13 protein-coding genes and 1 pseudogene are annotated in these 18562 nt (G+C 72.5%); 9 read left to right on the top strand and 5 right to left on the bottom strand.

What is annotated here, in order from left to right; genetic code table 11:
• Positions 1–148: 148 nt before the first annotated feature.
• From ACU6P3_RS09100 to ACU6P3_RS09110, 3 genes are all read left to right on the top strand, one after another.
• Positions 149–1534, top strand: coding sequence for a UDP-glucose dehydrogenase family protein (locus ACU6P3_RS09100; protein ID WP_447197817.1), 1386 nt, complete (start codon positions 149–151; stop codon positions 1532–1534).
• A 125-nt stretch (positions 1535–1659) separates the two neighbouring features.
• A complete protein-coding gene (locus tag ACU6P3_RS09105) occupies positions 1660–2913 on the top strand; it encodes a glycosyltransferase (protein WP_447196682.1) in 1254 nt (417 codons plus the stop codon).
• A 433-nt stretch (positions 2914–3346) separates the two neighbouring features.
• Complete coding sequence (locus ACU6P3_RS09110) at positions 3347–4891, top strand: MDR family MFS transporter (RefSeq protein ID WP_447196683.1); 1545 nt, start codon at positions 3347–3349, stop codon at positions 4889–4891.
• A gap of 76 nt (positions 4892–4967) precedes the next feature.
• On the opposite strand, the gene ACU6P3_RS09115 is transcribed toward ACU6P3_RS09110, so the two are convergent.
• On the bottom strand, positions 4968–6494 hold the full coding sequence (locus tag ACU6P3_RS09115; protein WP_447196684.1) for an HtaA domain-containing protein: 1527 nt from the start codon (positions 6492–6494) through the stop codon (positions 4968–4970).
• Between the two features lie 240 nt (positions 6495–6734).
• Between ACU6P3_RS09115 and ACU6P3_RS09120 the strand changes: the two genes are divergently transcribed.
• Positions 6735–7754, top strand: a complete 1020-nt coding sequence (locus ACU6P3_RS09120; protein ID WP_447196685.1) for an SCO2278 family lipoprotein — start codon at positions 6735–6737, stop codon at positions 7752–7754.
• 127 nt (positions 7755–7881) lie between these two features.
• On the opposite strand, the gene ACU6P3_RS09125 is transcribed toward ACU6P3_RS09120, so the two are convergent.
• Both ACU6P3_RS09125 and ACU6P3_RS09130 read right to left on the bottom strand, forming a co-directional pair.
• A complete protein-coding gene (locus tag ACU6P3_RS09125; protein WP_030746481.1) occupies positions 7882–8634 on the bottom strand; it encodes a bifunctional DNA primase/polymerase in 753 nt (250 codons plus the stop codon).
• A gap of 353 nt (positions 8635–8987) precedes the next feature.
• Entirely contained in the window at positions 8988–9638 is a 651-nt protein-coding gene (locus ACU6P3_RS09130) for a TetR/AcrR family transcriptional regulator (RefSeq protein ID WP_447196686.1), read from the bottom strand.
• 379 nt (positions 9639–10017) lie between these two features.
• Here ACU6P3_RS09130 and ddaH point away from each other — a divergent pair, with 379 nt between their 5' ends.
• A complete protein-coding gene (gene ddaH / locus ACU6P3_RS09135; RefSeq protein WP_344278897.1) occupies positions 10018–10863 on the top strand; it encodes a dimethylargininase in 846 nt (281 codons plus the stop codon).
• Between the two features lie 42 nt (positions 10864–10905).
• Here the strand turns inward: ddaH and ACU6P3_RS09140 are convergent, their stop codons facing one another.
• Complete coding sequence (locus ACU6P3_RS09140; protein ID WP_447196687.1) at positions 10906–12039, bottom strand: small ribosomal subunit Rsm22 family protein; 1134 nt, start codon at positions 12037–12039, stop codon at positions 10906–10908.
• Between the two features lie 299 nt (positions 12040–12338).
• Between ACU6P3_RS09140 and ACU6P3_RS09145 the strand changes: the two genes are divergently transcribed.
• A complete protein-coding gene (locus tag ACU6P3_RS09145) occupies positions 12339–13664 on the top strand; it encodes a hypothetical protein (RefSeq protein ID WP_447196688.1) in 1326 nt (441 codons plus the stop codon).
• 159 nt (positions 13665–13823) lie between these two features.
• Here the strand turns inward: ACU6P3_RS09145 and ACU6P3_RS09150 are convergent, their stop codons facing one another.
• A complete protein-coding gene (locus ACU6P3_RS09150; protein ID WP_447197818.1) occupies positions 13824–15278 on the bottom strand; it encodes a multidrug effflux MFS transporter in 1455 nt (484 codons plus the stop codon).
• Positions 15279–15357: 79 nt separating this feature from the next.
• On the opposite strand from ACU6P3_RS09150, the gene ACU6P3_RS09155 reads away from it, so the two are divergent.
• From ACU6P3_RS09155 to ACU6P3_RS09165, 3 genes and pseudogenes are all read left to right on the top strand, one after another.
• Complete coding sequence (locus tag ACU6P3_RS09155; RefSeq protein ID WP_447196689.1) at positions 15358–16425, top strand: Gfo/Idh/MocA family protein; 1068 nt, start codon at positions 15358–15360, stop codon at positions 16423–16425.
• Between the two features lie 178 nt (positions 16426–16603).
• Positions 16604–17398: pseudogene (locus ACU6P3_RS09160) on the top strand (methyltransferase domain-containing protein); the annotation flags it as partial.
• Positions 17399–17552: 154 nt separating this feature from the next.
• Positions 17553–18551 carry a DUF3800 domain-containing protein gene (locus tag ACU6P3_RS09165; protein WP_447196690.1) on the top strand — a complete coding sequence of 333 codons (999 nt, stop codon included), beginning with the start codon at positions 17553–17555 and terminating at the stop codon, positions 18549–18551.
• Positions 18552–18562 lie beyond the last annotated feature (11 nt).

An 18562-nucleotide genomic window follows, 5' to 3' on the forward strand; every position in this document is an offset into this window, starting at 1 on the left:
ATCCGCCTTGTCCAACCGATCGTCCGACCGCTCGTCCAACGGCTCCTCCGGCCGCTCCTCCGACCGCTCCTCCGATCCCTCGTCCGGCCATCCTGTCGCGCCCGTTTCACCTGTCGCGCACGCCGCGACCGCCTCACGCGTCACCGTCATCGGAACCGGATACGTGGGACTGACCACCGGCGCCTGCCTGGCCTCCCTCGGCCACCACGTGGTGTGCGCGGACGCCGACCCCCACAAGGTCGACCGGCTCCGACGGGGGGAGGTCGACATCCTGGAGCCCCGCCTGCCGGAACTCGTCCGGGACGGACAGGCGTCCGGCCACCTGGAGTTCACCCAGGACACCAAGGCCTCCGTGGCCGGTGCCGAGGTGGTGTTCTTCTGCCTGCCCACCCCGATGGGGGTCGGCGGAGCCGCCGACCTCGCCGCCGTCGAGGCCGTCTCGGACGAGATCCGTACGGCGCTCCCCCACGGGTGCGTGGTGGTCAACAAGTCCACCGTGCCCGTGGGGACCGCCGAGCGCGTCGCCGCGCTGCTCGGCCGGCCCGACATCACCGTGGTGAGCAATCCGGAGTTCCTCCGGGAGGGCCACGCCGTGCACGACTTCCTCCACCCCGACCGCATCGTCATCGGCGCCGCCGAGCAGGAGGCGGCCCGGCGCGTCGCCGGCCTGTACGCCCCGCTCGACGCACCGGTGGTGCTGACGGACACCGCGAGCGCGGAGATCGCCAAGTACGCGGCGAACTTCTTCCTCGCCATGAAGCTGTCCTTCGTCAACAACCTCGCCACGCTGTGCGAACACTTCACCGCCGACGTGGACGACGTGGTCGCCGCCCTCGGCCACGACCCCCGGATCGGCCCGGCCTTCCTCAAGCCGGGACCGGGCTGGGGCGGTTCCTGCCTGCCCAAGGACACCCACGCGCTCCTGACCGTGTGCGAGGAGTCGGGCGTGGAATTCCCGCTGCTGCGCGCCACGATCGACACCAACGTCGAGCACCAGAGCCGGCTCGTGGAGCGGGTGGTGGCCGAGTGCTCGCCGGGGGCCGGCGCTCCGCACGACGCGCGGCCCGGGACCCTGCCCGGAGCACAGCCAGGGGCGCGGCCCGGCGCCCTGTCCGACGGGTCCGGCGGCCCGGCGCACGGCTCACTGCACGGCGTGACGCTGGCCCTGCTCGGCCTGACCTTCAAGGCCGGCACCTCCGACCTGCGCGACTCACCGGCCCTGGCCATCGCCCGCCGGCTACGCGAACGGGGCGCCGAACTGCGCGCCTACGACCCTGCCCTGAGCAAGACCCGCCCCGACCTCAGCGACCTGCTGACGATCGTCGACACTCCGGAGAAGGCGGTGGAGGGGGCCCGCGCCTGCGTCGTCCTCACCGAGTGGCCGCAGTTCCGCGACCTCGACTGGGAAGCCGTCGCGGGGCTGCTCACGGCCCCGGTCGTCTACGACTTCCGCAACCTCCTCGACCCCGACCGGCTGGCGCGCGCCGGCCTGTCCTGGCAGGGCATCGGCCGTTCCCTGGCCATGGTGAGCTGACCGGTCCGGGCGCCCCCTCCTCACCCGGCAGCCCGAGAACCCACCGACAGAACCGACAGCACCGACAGCACTGACAGCACTGACAGCACTGACAGAAGCGACAGAACTGACAGAGAGGCCCCATCGTGCGGGTACTGATCACCACGCTCGGCAGCCCCTCCCACGGGCGCGCCCAACTGCCCCTGGCCCGGGCGCTCGCGGCGGCCGGCCACGAGGTACGGGTGGCCACCACCCAGAAGCTCGCCCCGGTCTTCGAGCAGGACGACGTCCAGGTGACCACGTGCATAGAGGACTTCGATCCGAGCGAGGCCATCAAGCCCCACCTGGCCGAACTCGCCGAGCTGGCGGACGCGGGCGCCGAGGAGCGGCAGGCGTTCATGACGCGCCTGATCACGCAGGCCGTCTCCGGCCCCATGGCGCGGTCGGTCCTCGACGCCGTACGTCCCGTGGCACGGGAGTTCCGGCCCGACCTCATCCTCCGCGACGGCATGGACGTGAGCGCCATCGTGATCGCCGAACAGCTCGGCGTCCCGTGCCTGACCACCCCGTCCGGCGCCGTCAACGTCCTCGACCCCGCCGCGGTACTGCCCGGCCTCAACGCCCTGCGGGAGGAGAACGGGCTGCCCGCCGACGAGGATCCGCGCTCGGTCGTACGGCACGGCCGCGTCGACTACGTTCCGCCCGCCTTCACCTTCGCCCGGCACCTGCCCGCGTCGCCGCTGGCATACCGTCAGACCGTCGACGTGGACCGCCATTCCGTCCTGCCGGCGTGGGTGGCGGAACTGCCGGCCGACCGGCCCCTCGTGTTCGCGGCCATCGGCACCGCGCTCCCCGTGTTCGGCGCCAAGAAGGACGCCGAGAAGGACAAGGACGCGGCCCCGCCGGTTCCGATCCCCCTGCCGGACCCCGCCGCGACGCTGCGGGACATCATCGGGGCGGCACGACTGCTGGACGAGTGCACGGTCGTCGTGTCGACCTCGGGGGTCGCCGTGGACACCGACGACATACCGGCGCACGTGCACATCACCGAGCACCTGCCGCAGCCCCTGCTGCTGGAGTCCGTCGACCTGTTCCTCACCCACGGCGGTTTCAACAGCATCCGGGAGTCGCTGCGTACGGGTACGCCGCTGGCGGTCCTGCCCCAGTTCGCCGACCAGTACGACAACGCGCGGCGCGCCCAGGAACTCGGGATCGGCCGGGAGATCACCGACCGCACGCCGGAGGGCATCGCCGCGGTCTGCCGTGAGGTGCTGGCCGACCCCCGCAGCCGGGCGAGGGCCCGTCAGGCGCACCTGGCGATGCTGACGCTGCCGGACGTCGACAGCGCGGTGCCCGATCTGGAGAAGATCGCCGGACAGGCGGCGGCGTCGGCGAGCTGACACGCTGAGCGGCGACGTCGCCAGGCCGGTGGCGGGCCGTGACGGGAGCGGGCCTTGACCGGGGCGAGCCGTGACCGGGGCGAGCCGTGACCGGCCTGGCGCCGTCGCCCGCGGCCCGGCGCCGTCGCCGCCCCGAGCCCCGTGTGCCGACTGCCCCGCGGGCGCGGGCCGGGCCCGGTGCTGACCGGGCCCGGCCGGACCGGCCGGCCCGTCCCGACCACCCCCTCCACTGGGTTCCGGCCGCGGCCGACGGGGTAGCCCGAACGGGAGCCGTACGCCCGCGGCCGGGCCCACACGCCACCACCCACCGCGACACCGCGGCATGAGCGGGAGAAACGAAGTGACCTCCTCGGACGCGATCCCACGAGAGTCGGCGGACGGTCCGCGCGACGAGCCGGACGCACCACCCGCACGACTGACGCATCGTCAGGTCGTGACCGTACTGTCCGGGCTCATGCTCGGCATGTTCCTCGCCGCGCTCGACCAGACGGTCGTCTCGTCCGCGCTGCGCACCATCGCCGACGACCTCCACGGACTGACCGCTCAGGCCTGGGTCACGACCGCCTATCTCGTCACCGGCACCATCGCGACCCCGCTGTACGGAAAGCTCTCCGACATCTACGGCCGCCGGCCGGTCTACCTGTGGGCGATCGCGCTGTTCACCGTCGGTTCGCTGCTGTGCGGATTCGCCACGTCGATCCACCAGCTCGCGGCCTTCCGGGCGGTCCAGGGCCTCGGCGGCGGCGGGCTGATGTCCCTCGCCATGACGATCATCGCCGACATCACCTCGCCCCGTGAACGCGGCCGTTACCAGGGCTACATCACGGCGGTCTTCGGTGGTTCCAGCGTGGTCGGCCCCCTCGTCGGCGGCGTCTTCGCGGGCCGGGACAGCCTGCTCGGGATCGACGGCTGGCGGTGGATCTTCCTGGTCAACGTCCCCCTGGCGGCCCTGGCCGTCGTCGTGATCCTGCGCGTGCTGCACGTACCGCACCAGCCCGTGCGGCACCGCCTGGACTTCGGCGGGGCGGCGACGCTCGCGATCAGCATCGTGCCCCTGCTCGTCGTCGCCGAACAGGGGCGGAGCTGGGGCTGGACCTCTCCCCTGGCGCTGGCCATGTACGGCGTCGGGCTGGTCGGGCTGGTCGCCTTCGTCACGCTGGAACGGCGCGTGGGGGACGCCGCCCTGCTGCCGCTCAAGCTGTTCCGGATCAAGGCGTTCCGGCTCGGCACCCTCCTGCACTTCGTCGTCGGCATCGGCATGTTCGGGGCGATGACGACGCTTCCGCTGTACCTGCAACTGGCCAAGGGCATGAGCCCCATGGACGCGGGCCTCGCCACGCTGCCCACCATGGCCGCGAACGTGACGGTGACCCTGGTGGTCGGCCGGCTGATGGCGCGGACGGGGAGGTTCAAGGTCCATCTGGTGGCGGGGATCGGCTCCTTCACCGTGGCCATGGTGGTGTTCTCGACGCTCGATGTGGACAGCCCGCTGTGGTACGTCGCCGTCGGGATGCTGTTCATGGGCGCGGGCCTCGGCGCCTCGATGCAGACCATCACCACGCTGGCCCAGTCCGAGGTGGACCGGCGGGACATGGGCGCGGCGACCGCGTCGGCGAACTTCTTCCGTTCCAACGGCGGCACGGTGGGCGCCGCCGCGTTCCTCTCCATCCTCTTCTCGCTCGCCGGTACGCGGATCACGGACCGGCTGACCGCCGCCTTCGAGGACCAGCCGTTCCGCCGGCTCGCGGAGGAGCCGGCGAACGCGGCCGCGCTGGACGGCGTGCTACGGCCCGACGGCGGCCTGAACCTGGAGGACTCGGCCTTCCTCCAGGCCCTCGATCCACGGGTGGCGCTGCCGTTCCTCGAAGGCTATGTCAGCGCCATGCAGGCGGTGTTCCTCACCGGCGCGGCCGTGAGTCTGCTCGCCTTCGTGATCGCCGCCTGGCGCGTGCCGAACACCAGGCTCTCCGCCGACTGACGCTGATGTCCGGTGGCCGTCGTGACCGGTGACGCGAGTTCGTCCAGGGCGCCGTCGACGGCGCCCGAGTCCCGCCTCAGCCACCGTCGGACGCCGCGGTGTCCGCCTCGGTACGGCGCCGCCCGCGGACCACGAACGCCGCCGCCCCCGCCACGGCGAGCGCGCCCGCCCCGATCGCCGCGTACGTCCACGCGCCGGGCGGGGACGATGACGGCGGGGCCGCCGCGTCGGCCGGGGCCGGGGACGAGCCGTCCGGGCCACCGGTGTCCGCCGCGTCCGCCGTGGCTCCCGGCCGTGCCGGAGTCTTGGCATCGCTGCCGAGGTCGGGCAGGGCCGGCAGCCGCGCGCCCGCGCCGACGACGACGGCGAGGGAGAGGGGATCCATCTCCGTACCGGGGGCGTAGCGGGTGCCGAAGGTCCTGGCGCCCTGTGACGTGAGCTTCGTGGGGACTTCGGTGAGCGCGGTCAGACCGTTCTTCGGGGTGAAGTCCTCCGCCTCGAACGTGACGACGGGCACGGCGTCGCGCGGTGGACTGCCCTCGGCCGAGTCGACCACATCGGCGTACAGCGTGCCCTTGCCGTCCGCCACCTCGACCCTGACCCCGCTCAGGGTCAGGTCGAGGCCGGTGCCGGTGAAGCGGACGCGCCCGGCGAAGCCCGCGTCGAGCGTGGCCTTCCCGACGTCGTACGAGCCCTTGCCCCGAGGGAAACGGAACAGCGCGCCACCGTCCAGCGCGCCGTCGCTCAGCGTCCACCCGCCCTGGGCCACGGGCCCGGTGACGTACTCGCGGTAGGCGCGGCGCACACCCCAGTCGACGGCCGCGTCCCGGATGCCTCCCTCGTCGGCGCGCCGTCCGGAGCCCTGTCGGGAGTCCTGTCGGGAGTCCTGTCCGGAGTCCTGTCCGGGCCGCCCCGAGCGCTCCGGTGTCGCCTCCCGCGGCTTCCCGGGCGCGTCCGGCGCGTCGTCCACCGCCGCGACGTCGACGGACAGGCTGACGGGATCGAGCGGCGTCCCGGCCGGGTAGTACCCCGCGAAGGCGGTGGCGCCCCGCGCCGTGAGGGTCGCCGGAACGCCCGTGAGGGAAACCGGGCCGCCCCCGACCGTCACGTCGGTCCCGGACAGGTCGAGCGTGGCCAGCGGGACCTGGGAGGCCGTCGTGAACGTGCCGGATCCCCTCGTCCTGCTGGTCATGTCGGCGTGGAGGGTGCCGCTGCCGCTGTTGCCGCCGCCGATCCGCACGGTGGGGCGGGCGATGGTCAGGTCCAGTCCATGGCTGCCGTCGGCCTTCCGGTGGCCCACGAAGCGCACCCCGCCGGAGAAGGCGGCCCGGAAGGCTCCTGCCCCCGGGTCGTAGGAACCGGTGGCCGAGTGGAACCGGAACTGGCTGCCCGTCGTGGCCGCGCCCCCGGTCAGCGCCCAGCTCCCCTGCGCGACGGGCCCGGTGACATAGCTCAGGAACGAGGACTTCACGCCCCAGTCGAGCCTGCCGCCCTGCACCGTACGCCCCGCCGCCCGCGCGTCCGGGACGGGCGGCAACAGGGCCGCCGCCAGCGCCACGAGCAGCGCGAGAACGAACGTACGCACAGGTCTGAGGGACAGCATGAGGTCACTCCCGGGGCCGGCCGGCGAGGCTGACCTGTTCTATACCCGGGTTTTCGCCGGAACTCCCGGACGTCCGGCCACCGTCCGCGTCCTCGGCGGGCCACGGAGACCGGCGCGCTCGCCGCCCGGACGTACTCCAGGTGTGGATCCGGTGCCTGTGTCCGGTCCCGGTTCTCGCGCTCTTCCCGGCCCCGGTAGGGTTCGGACGGTCAGTGGCGGTCAAGGAGCAGAAGGCGACCGATGAGCAGGCTGAGAAGGCCGATTCGGGCAGCGGCGGGGCTCGCGACAGCGGTGGCGCTGTCCCTGACGGCGAGCGGATGCGTGACGGTGCACGGCGAGCTGGCGGTCCTCCCGGCGGCGAAACCGAGTGAGGCCGAGAAGGCGCTCGAGGACTTCACCGACGCGTACAACGCGGCGGACAAGGCGTACGACCCGGCGCTCGACGCGGACCGGGTGACCGGCGCGCTGGGCGAGATCAACCAGGCCGGCCTCAAGGCGGGCAGCGTCGTCAGCCCGAACGGCAACACACGCCACCAGCCGCTGGAACTGACGGACGCGAAGTACACGATCCCGAAGAAGGCGGGCTGGCCGCGCTGGTTCATCGCGGACACCACGAGCAACAGGAACCGGCCGGACGGGCCGAAGTTCCGCTGGGTGCTCGCCTTCGTGCGCAACGCGCCGGAGGAGCCGTGGAAATGCGCGTATCTGACGATCCTCCGCCCGGGCGACGTCCCGGAGTTCAAGAAGGACGCGGACGGTTTCGCCGAGTCGGTCGAGCCGGACAGCGAGGCGCTGGCGGTGGCCCCGGGGGATCTGAGCGAGGAGTACGCCTCCTTCCTCAAGAGCGGCAGCCCGGAGCACTTCGCGGACGGACCGCACACGGACAAGTGGCGGGAGAGCCGGGAGGAGAACGGGCGGCTGCCGGGGCTCACCACGCAGTACGTCGACGAGCCGCTGGGCGAAGGGGACTTCGCGCCGCTGGCGATGCGGACGGCGGACGGCGGCGCGATGGCGTTCTTCGCGACGCGGATCTACGAGCGGCAGACGGGCGCGAAGGGTGTGCGGCCGGAGGTGAGCGCGGATGTGAAGGCGCTGATGAAGGGCGAGGTGAAGAACTCGCTCACCAAGAACTGGATCTCCTCCCAGGCCGCCCTGGTCGCGCCGAACGGCGGTGGCGGCGCGGGCGGCGGCGGTACGGACACGCCGGCGGTGGACGTGAAGGGCCGGCTCCAGGGGGTCACGGGGGCGACCGGATCGTAGGCCGACGGGGTTCGTACCCCGATTTACGTCGGCCGGCGCCGATCGCGCCCGCTCTGCACCTCGGGGGCAGGGCCGGGCAACTCAGCACCTCCGCCGGGGCAGGGGCCGGGCGTCGGCCGGACGCCGATCAGCGGCCCAGGGGCCAGGCCACCGCGTGCGGGTCCAGTTCGCCGGTCTCACCCGCGTACCGCGCGCACGCGTCGGTCAGCGTCTCCAGCAGCGTCAGCGGGTCCGGCAGCGGGTACTCGGGGCCGCGCACCCAGCGCACCGTCAGGTCGCCGGGCAACCGGGCGGGGGGCACGAGCACATAGCTGCCCCGGCAGTGCCAGCGCAGCCCCGGGTGCTCGTCCATCGTCTCGGGGTGGCAGTCCAGCTCGCACGGCCACCACTCGTCCTCGTCCTCCGGGGTGCCCCGGGTCGCGGTGAAGAAGAGCATCCGGTCCCCGCCGGACTCGGCCACCGGGCCGACCTCGATGCCCTGCTCCAGCAGGCGCTCCAGCGCGCGGCTGCCCGCTTCGAGGGGCACGTCCAGGACGTCGTGGACCATGCCGGTCGCGGTGATGAAGTTGGCCTGCGGGTCGTTGCGGGCCCAGCGCTCGATCTGCGCGCGGTCGGTCGTGGACTGGGTCTGCCAGGCGAACGAGACGGGGTGCCTGGCCGGGGTCGGACATCCGATGCGTTCACAGGAACATCGGTAGCCGACGGGGTGCGCGGCGGGCGAGACGGGCATACCGGCCTCGGCGACGGCGAGCAACAGGGCCTCTCGGCCGGCCGCGCCCGCTTCGAGCGCGGCGGCACCGGCACTCCTCTTCGGGCGCCTGCGCAGCCACTGGGGAATCCTGCTCTCCGTGCCGCGGTAGCGGCCGAAACTGTCGCCCATCTATCCCCTCACACTTCACGCTCGCCCCTGCGGACTCTCCCATGGTCGCACCATCCTGCTCCTCACGGGACCGGGGTCCCCAACCGGGGTACGGCCACCCAGGGCCTGCCGCACACATCAATGAGGTGATATGAGCCGATATGAGGCCGCGATCGAGGCCCTGTGAACCGGTGGCGTTCACCACATCCGCCCCGTGTGCCTCCACGCGCCCCCACGCGCCCCCCTCTGGCCGCGCGTTCTTCCCCGGTGGCCGAGGGGCCTGGCACTCGGTGCCGCGCGCCGCACGGGACCGCGCCGTGCAGAGCCGCGCCGTGCAGAGCCGCGCCGCACAGGGCCGCGCCGCGCAGGCCCGTTCACGACCGGGCGGTCATTCCGTACAGGGCGTATTCGACGACGGCGTCCGCGTAGTCGTGCGTCAGCGGGAGCGTCCGCAGCAGCCAGCGGTGGGCCAGGGGACCGACCAGCAGTTCCAGGGCGACCCGGAGGTCGAGGCCGTGCCGTAGCGCACCCGCGCCGCCCGCCCCCGCCGACCGCGCCGCGCGCAGGCGCTCCACGTACAGCCTCAGCTGCGGCTCCAGAAGCCTGCGGGTGAACTCGGCACCCAGGGCCGGATCGACGATCCCCTCGGCGGCGAGGGCGCGGTAGGGAATGTCGTAGGCGGGGTTGTTCAGCTCGTCCACCGTGGCGCGCAGCACCGTCTTGAGGTCGGCCTCCAGATCACCGGTGTCGGGGATCTCGTACACCGCCTCCTCGGCGCCCGCCTCCCGGGCCGCCCGCTCGCCGAGGTCGAGGAACGCCTCCAGCAGCACGGCGCCCTTCGAGGGCCACCAGCGATAGATCGTCTGCTTGCCGACCCCGGCGCGGGCCGCGATGCCCTCGATGGTCGTCCGCGCGTAACCCACCTCGCCCACCATGGTGAGGGCGGCGTCGTAGATCGCGCGGCGCGACCGCTCGCTGCGCCGTGCGGAATCGGGGGCCTTGCCGCCGTCTGTGCTCTGAGCCATGGCAGCCAATCTACCCGTCGGACAAGTCGATACGTCTCGTCTCGCGGCGCGGGCAGGGGCGCGCCCCGAGAGGCTCCACACACCGCGCGATCACCCACGATCACCCCTGGTCACCTGCGGTCATCCGCAATCACCCGGACGGATTCCAGCGCGTCTCCGCGCGGAGAAACGGTCGAAGCGGATATTGGCTCTTGCGCCCCGCCGCGCTCGCCGTACGGGACGCGCCTCCCGCACCCGTGCCCGGGTCCGTCGCGGGCCGGCGGTCGACGGTCACCGTCGTCGGCCGTCCGTCGCGGGCGGCGGGTCGTCCGCGGCCGTGTGCCGCCGGCCGACCGCCCGTCCGCACGTCCGCCCGCCCGCGCCGGCCGCCGTGCACACGGTGCGCACCACCGCTCGTGAGGAGCCGACCTTGCCTCGTGACGCATCCCCCCGCAGCTATCTCATGTGCCCGCCGCACCACTTCCGGGTCACCTACTCGATCAACCCCTGGATGGACCCGGCCAAACCCGTGGACCTGCGGCTGGCGCTCGCCCAGTGGGAGGTCCTGCGCGACCGCTACACCGCCCTCGGCCACACCGTCCGGCTGCTGGACCCGCTGCCCGGCCTGCCCGACATGGTCTTCGCCGCGAACGGCGCCACGGTCATCGACGGCCGGGTGCTGGGCGCCCGCTTCGCCCATCCGGAGCGCCACCGGGAGGCGGCGGCGCACCTGGAGTGGTTCCGTGCCCACGGCTACCCGGACGTCCGGGAACCCACCCACGTCAACGAGGGCGAGGGCGACTTCGCCGTCACCGCCTCCTGTCTGCTGGCGGGACGCGGCTTCCGGTCGAGTCCGCTCTCCCACGACGAGGCGCAGGAGTTCTTCGGCCGGCCGGTGATCGGGCTGGACCTGGTCGACCCGCGCTACTACCACCTGGACACGGCCCTGTGCGTCCTGGACGACAGGGCCGACGAGATCATGTACTTCCCGGACGCCTTCTCCCCCGGCAGCCGGTCCGTCCTCGCCCGGCTCTTCCCCGACGCGCTGATCGCGACGGAGACGGACGCGGCGGCGCTCGGCCTGAACGCGGTGAGCGACGGCCGGCACGTCCTGCTCCCCCAGGCCGCGGCCGGCCTGTTCGCACCGCTGCGCGACCGCGGCTTCGAACCGATCGGCATGGATCTGGGCGAGTTGCTCAAGGGCGGCGGCGCGGTGAAGTGCTGCACGCAGGAGCTGCGGGCGTAACCGGTCCCTCCCCGTCAGCCCCGTCAACCCCTGTCCGCCCCGTCAACCGCTGCCCGCCCCGTCAACCGCTGCCCGCCCCGTTCCGGGCCACGCGTCCGGCGGGGGCCAGGCGTCGCCCCACGCCGTGTCCCGGGCCGCCCGGTAGAGGGCGCCGTGGCGCTTGGTGACCGTCTCCCGCGTGAGCCCGTCACCGCTGCCACCGTCGCCGCTGCCGCCGCCGTTCCCGCCGGCGTTCCCGCCGCCGCCCCCGCCGCCCCCGCCCGTCGTGCAGAGGTCGAGCAGCACCTGCCCCTTGCGGATCTGCGGCTTGCGGGTCACCCGGGCGGGTGCCGGGCGGGCGTCGAAGCGCACCGCGGCCACGTACGCGAACTTCTCGTCCTCGTACGGCAGCGAGCCGCCCTTCACCTGCCGGTGCAGCGAGGAACGGCTGACCCGGGCCGCGAAGTGGCACCAGTCGGCGCCCGGGGCGATCGGGCAGGCACCGCTGTGCGGGCAGGGCGCGGCGACGCTCAGCCCCGCCGCGACCAGCCGCTCCCGGGCGTCGATGATCCGCAGGTGGCCGTCGGGGGTGCCCGGCTCCACGACCACCACGGCCCGCGCGGCGCGGGCCGCCTCGGTGACGAGCGCGGCGCGGTCCGGTCCGGTGAGTTCCTTCAGCACGTACGAGACGGTCACCAGGTCGCAGTCGGGGAGGGCCAGCGCGGTGCCGATCCTGGCCTGCCGCCACGCGGCGGCGGTCAGCGCGGGGGCGGCGGAGGCGGCGGCCAGTTCGCGGCCGACGGCGAGCGCGGGTTCGGCCCAGTCCAGGACGGTGGTGGTACGGGTCCCGGTGTCTCCGCCGTCCCCTCCCCGGTCGCCCCAGGTCGCGTCCGCCGCCCACACCGCGGCGCCCGTGCCGCCCCCGACATCGACATGGCTGGCCGGCGCCCAGTCCGGCGCGGCGGCGGCGAGCCCCGCCAGCGCCGCCCGTACGGCCTCGAAGGTCGCGGGCATGCGGTACGCGGCGTAGGCGACGACGTCCGACCGGTCACGGAGGACGGGCGCGTCGGTCGGGGTGGTGCCCCGGTAGTTGGCGATCAGCCGCTCGACGGCCTGCCCGGCCCGGCCCGGCTCCAGCCCGTCCAGCAGTTCCGCGAGCGCCGTCCGCAGTGTGTCCCTGGAATTCACCACCGACATTCTAGGCGCGGTGCCGCCCCGAACGTGCGGCACGGGTGCGGGCGACGGTGCGGCACGCGTGCGGGGCGCATATACGCGACGGACCTACGCCGACCTGGCTCTTCCCGGCTACTCTGCGGTACGGGCGGTGAACTGCAAATCCCATAAACCGAGTTGCTAGGCTGACGGCCCTTGTCATGCGGTGACACTCCTTCCTCGGGGGGACCATGAGACTGCCCTTCAACAGGGTGAGCATGAGACAACCCTTCCGCAGAGTGCCCGGGAGGCAACCCGTACCTCAGGCGTTTCACACGGTCACGGTGCGACAGCGGATCGTGCGCCTCACCCTGGTGGGCGGTCTGACACTGCTGGCGCTGCTGCTCCTGCTCACCACCCTCGATGTGAAGAGGAAGAAGGCGGACACGGCCGAGGAACGGCCGAAGAAGGCCGTGTCGCGCACCGTGCCGTCGGTACCGCGCCTGAACGTCCCCCCGGCGTACGACACGACGCGCGGCTGGGAGATCACCGGCGTCTCGCCCGACCACGCGGTCGCCGTGGACACGGACCGGGTCGCCTACGTGGAGCGGGTCGACGACGAACGCTTCCGGGTCCGGACGCTGGACGCCACGACCGGGGAACGGACGTGGGACGGCGCGCCCTGGTGGCCGCTGTTCCCCGGCGACCGCTACCCCCGCCTGCTCTCGGTCGCCAAGGACGGCGAGGAGTACTTCGTCGCCTGGTCGTACGGCAGGCCCGACACCGAGGAGCGCAAGCCGCCGCAGCCACTGATCTCCCTGGACATCTACAAGGCGGGCGACGGCACCCGGCGGCGGGTCGAACTCCCATGGCCGAACGCACCGGTCGTCCGGGGCTCGGGCCCCGGCATCGTGGTCAGCGACGGCAAGGCCACGAGCGCGGTGGTGGACCCGGCGACCGGCGACGTGGTGAAGGCCGGAACCGGATCGCTCGGTTACCCGAAGGGCTGTGAGAACTGCCGGAAGCTGACCGAGGTCCACGGGCTGACGGACAAGGGCCTGCTGGTCGGCGGGGCGAGGGAGTTCTGGGTACGGGGCGGCTGGTACAGCCGGAAGACCGCGCCGAAGGGCACCGACGCCGCCTCGGGCGTACCGGCCTCGCTGGCGCGCGGCCACCTCCTCGCGAGGTGGCAGCCGAAGAAGGGCGCCAAGGACGCGCGGACGCACCAGGTGTGGGCGCTGCACGACACCGCGAACGGCAAGGCCGTGGCCCAGGTCCGGTGCCGCAAGCCGGCGATCGTGCCGAGCGAGGACCCGCAGCTCGTCGCCTCGCCCAACGGCCGCTACCTGGTCGCGGGGCGGCTCGCCTTCGACCTGGAGGAGAAGAAGGGGTACTGCTTCGAGGAACCGGACGGCACGGATCCGCTCACGCTCACGACGGTGACGAACGACGGGGTGGCGTACGGGGCGACGAGCGCGCGCAACGTGACGGACGCGCTCACACGCGGCGGGGAGCCGGTCCAGGTGGACCTGACGACGGGTGTGCCGGATCCGCTGCCGGACAATGTGCGGCTGGCGAGCGGCGAGGGGACGTCGACGGGACTGTTCCGCTGGACGGACGCGAAGGACGTGCCGCACCTGATCGGGTACGCGCGGCGCGGCGGCGGCTGACCGACCGCCGTACAGACGATCCGTACGCGCGGCGGGCCCGTGCTCGTACCCCGGACGAAGGGGCCGGCCCGGGCCCGCCGCGCCGGCATCGCCGGGGTCGGCGGTGTGCAGATGGGCACCCCGGGCGGGCTGTCCCTCCGAGCCCGCGGTGACGTCGGCTCAGGCCGACGTGTCCGTCCGCCGCCCGCGCTCCGGTGCGCGGTGCGGCTGCCACGGCCGTACGAGGCCCAGGAAGCAGGCCAGCGATCCGAGCGCGCTGACCACCTGCACCAGCGCCATCGGCACCGCCGTCCCCTCGCCCGCGATCCCGACGAGCGGTGAGGCGATCGCGCCGATCAGGAACGACGCCGTACCCACCAGCGCGGACGCCGACCCCGCGGCGTGCGGCGCGCGCAGCAGCGCCGAGGCGTTGGTGTTGGGCATCGCCAGCCCCATCGCGGACATCAGCACGAACAGCGCCACGGCGATCGGGAGGAGCCCCACCCGGCCGAACACCCCGGTCGTCATCAGCAGCAGCGCCACCCCGGCGAGGGTGATGACGCAGAGCCCGAAGCCGAGCACCCGGTCCATGCTGACCCGGCCGACGAGGATCTTGCCGTTGATCTGGCCGACGGCGATCAGACCGATCGAGTTGACGCCGAAGAGCAGGCTGAACGTCTGCGGGGAGGCGCCGTAGATCTCCTGGACGACGAACGGCGACGCCGAGATGTACGCGAACAGCGCGGCGAACGCGAGGCCGCCCGCCAGCAGGTAGCCGGTGAAGACCCGGTCGGCGACCAGTCCGCGCATCGTGCGCAGCGCCTCGCCGACCCCGCCGCTGTGCCGCTCCTCCTCCGGCAGCGTCTCGTGCAGCCACTTCCAGACGACGAACGTCAGGACGGCGCCGATCCCGGTGAGCAGGACGAAGATGCCCCGCCAGTCGGTCAGGCGCAGCACCTGCCCGCCGATCAGGGGCGCGACGACCGGCGCGACGCCGGAGATCAGCATCAGGGTGGAGAAGAAGCGCGCCATCTCCACGCCGTCGTACAGGTCGCGCACCACCGCCCGGGCGATCACGATGCCCGCCGCGCCGGCGAGACCCTGCAGGAGACGGAAGCCGATGAGGAGTTCGGTGGTGGGGGCCAGGGCGCAGAGGGCGGTGGCGGCGACATACACGGCCATGCCGAGCAGCAGCGGCCGGCGCCGTCCCCATCTGTCGCTCATGGGGCCGACCACGATCTGGCCGAGCGCCATGCCGGCGAGACAGGCGGTGAGGGTGATCTGGACGGTCGCGGCCGGTGAGCCGAGCGAGCGGGTGACCTCCGGGAGGGCCGGGAGGTACATGTCCATGGAGAGCGGCGGCAACGCGGTGAGCCCGCCGAGTATGAGTGTGACGAGCAGCCCGGCGCGACGCGCGACGACGACAGCGGCGGGGGCCGGTACAGGAGCGGAAGTGGTGGGCGGTGCTTGGCGCTGTTCGGGAACCGGACCAGCCGTCAGGTCGTGGATACGGCCGGGCGCGAGGCCACGCGTACGGTCGTCCGTCCGGCCTGGTCCCCGCGTGGGCCCCGAGCCGCGCCCTTCGGGCGGTATATGTCCTTTACGTCCTTCGGTGGTCTGGCCGCCGTCCGGCATTCCTGTCTCCATTATTGTCGAATCCTTACCTATGCTCTCAGCTCAGCCGGACTGGTCGACACCGTTTATGGGGGCAGCTATGGCAGCGGGAGCGGTTCAGGGAGCGCACGGCGAGCCCGTCGTGCGCTGGGGCGTGCTGGCGACGGGGGGCATAGCCGCGCGGTTCACGGCCGACGTCAGGGAACTGCCGGACGCCGAGATCGTGGCGGTGGCCTCGCGGAGCGAGGCGGCGGCGCGGGAGTTCGCGGAGCGGTTCCAGATCCCCCGCGCGTACGGCTCCTGGGCCGGACTGTTCGCCGATGCCGAGGTGGACGTGGTGTACGTCGCGACGCCGCACTCCGCGCACCGGGCCGCCGCCGGCGCGGCCCTGGCGGCGGGAAAGCCGGTGCTGTGCGAGAAGGCGTTCACGCTGGACGCCCGGCAGGCCGGGGAGTTGGTGGAACTGGCCCGGGAGCGAGGGCTGTTCCTGATGGAGGCCATGTGGATGTACTGCGATCCGGTCGTCCGGCGGCTGGTGGAGCTGGTGCGGGACGGGGCGATCGGCGACGTCCGCACGGTCCAGGCGGACTTCGGCCTCGAGGGCCCCTTCGACCCGTACCACCGGCTGCGCGACCCGGCGCTCGGGGGCGGTGCGCTGCTGGACCTCGGTGTGTATCCGGTGTCGTTCGCGCATCTGCTGCTGGGCGAGCCCGACCGCGTCCAGGCCGACGCCCTGCTCTCGCCCGAGGGCGTCGACCTGAACACCGGGATCCTGCTGGGCTGGGACTCGGGCGCGACCGCGCTGCTGAGCTGCTCGCTCACGGCCGGTACGCCGAGGACGGCGACGGTGACGGGCACGAAGGGGCGGATCGAGGTGCCGGCGGGCTTCTTCGCCCCGGAACGGTTCACACTGCACCGGGCCGGTGCCGAACCCGAGGAGTTCACGGCGGCCGGGGTCGCGGGCGGGCCGCGGGTCCTGCACGGCTTGCAGCACGAGGCGGCGGAGGCGATGCGCTGCCTGCGGGCCGGCGAGACCCAGTCGCCGCTCGTCCCCCTGGAGGGAACGCTCGCGGTGATGCGCACGCTCGACGCGGTACGGGACCGCGTCGGCGTCCACTACCCCACGGACCGTGACCCCGCGGACCGTCCGGCCGGGTTTCGCCCGTGAGGCGGATGTCGACACCGACGAGGCCCGCACCATCCGCTCCCGGTCTTCGGAGTCAGTCACTCGTTCATCCACGCAGGGCACTTGTTGTGCGGCTGGTTGCGGCAGAAGGCGTTGATGACACCAATCGTCTGCCCGCTGCCGGCGTCATGCCGCTTGTCCTACATCGGAGCGACGCCGCATGTCCGCGCTGCTCACGAGCAACGGCATCGTGAAGTCCCCGTGGCTGCGCGGAGCCCTTGAGACCGTGCCGCGCGAGCAGTTCCTCCATCCCGGCGTCTTCCTCGACGAGGGGCGGGTATGGCGGCCCGTCACCGCCCACGGCACCGCCTAGGCCGAGTGGTTGAAGGTCGCCTACGGCGTCGACACTCTCACCACTCAGCTCGACGGGCACCTCACCGCCGATCAGATCGGTGAACCCGTCGCGGGCGTGCCCACGTCGTCCTCGACCGACCCGACCACGGTCGTCGGCATGATCGAGGACTTGGACCTCAAGGCGGGACACCGCGTCCTCGGGATCGGCACGGGCACCGGCTACTCCACGGCTCTGATGTGCCACTACCTCGGCGAGGACAACGTCACCACCGTGGAGGTGGACCCGGAGGTCGCGGCACGCGCCGATGCGGCCTTGGAGGCCGTCGGCTACTCGACGTGGACGGTGACGGGCGACGGGCCCCTCGGCCATCCGTACCGGGCACCGTACGACAGGGCCATCGCCACCTGCGCGGTGCGTCGCATCCCATACGCGTGGGTTCGGCAGACGAAGACCGGTGGAATCATCCTCGGCACGGTCGGCTCCTGGCCCTGGGGAACCGGTCTCGCCAGGGTCACCGTCGGCGATGACGGTACCGCCGAGGGCGCGAGCATCGGACGCTCCTCTTTCATGCAGGTGCGCGCCCGGGCGGTGACACCCCTCGCGGGAGAGCTCTCCGCACGCACCGCCTCCGCGGAGTCCTGCCGCTACCTCGATTCGCCGGGCCTTCACCATGTGGTGGCAGTGGTGGCGCGAAGCTGCTGTGCAACCCGGTTCCGGCCACGCGATGATTGCCCGTCACCGGCGGACTCCACTACGCTGTGCTTCAGAACGAACACCACTCTGCGACCGGGCTCCGCTCGGCGTGGAACCTCCTATGGCCGTCCCCCAAGGATTTGGGGCCGGCCATAGCTGTTTGTACACCGGGGGGACGGTCTTGCACCTGTGTTATCTCGATGAGTCCGGGACCGGGCAGGTCCTCAACCCCGGTGTTGCCGACTCCGTTCCGGTCATGGTGATCGGCGGATTCACTGTGCCGGAGGCCCAGATCAAGGGCCTCGCCTGGGACTTCATCGCCCTCAAGAAGCGGTTCCGGCCGGAACTGCGCAAGGTGCCCGCCTTGAGTCAGGTCGTCCACCATGAGATCAAGGGCGAGACGATACGCAAGTCCTTCCGTCGGCCGGGGCGCAACCAACGGCGTATGGCGCACGGCTTCCTCGATCATCTTCTGACGATCCTGGAACGTCGCGACTGCAGGGTCATGGCTCGTGTCTGGGTGAAGCAGGACGGCGTCGTCAACGACGACACGGCCATGTACGCGGCTTCCGTGACCGCTCTGTGCGCGAACTTCGAGCACTACCTCGCTGAGCGCTCCAGCAGCGGTATCGCGGTGCTGGACAGCCGCAATCCCAGCGACAACGTCGGCAACGTGCACTGTGTGACAACCCGGAAGTTCGCCAAGGGCGGCGACCCGATGCCCCACCTTCCCGAGTCTCCGGTCTTCGGCCACAGTGACACGCACTTGGGTCTGCAGATCGCCGATCTTCTGGTGAGCGCCGTACTGGCTCCGTCGGCCGCCGTGACCTACGCCGGTGACCTGACCGGCAATGTCCACTGCCACCCGGGGTTCGTCGAGGTACGGGACCGGCACTGCCCCCGCCTCGGAAAGCTCCAGCACCGCTATCAGGCGCCGACGGGCAAGTGGACAGGCGGGATCGTCGTCTCCGATGCGCGCGGACATCGGTCAGCGGGCAAGCTGTTCGCGCCGACGGTCACGGCCGAGACCGCGCCCGTCGTAGGCCTCCCCGGGCAGGGTTCTCCTCTCGACCTGGCCACCGCTGCCACGGCCCCCGCGCCGGCCTCTCCCGCGATGTAGCGTTCATGTGG

The organism is Streptomyces hebeiensis, assembly GCF_052983195.1.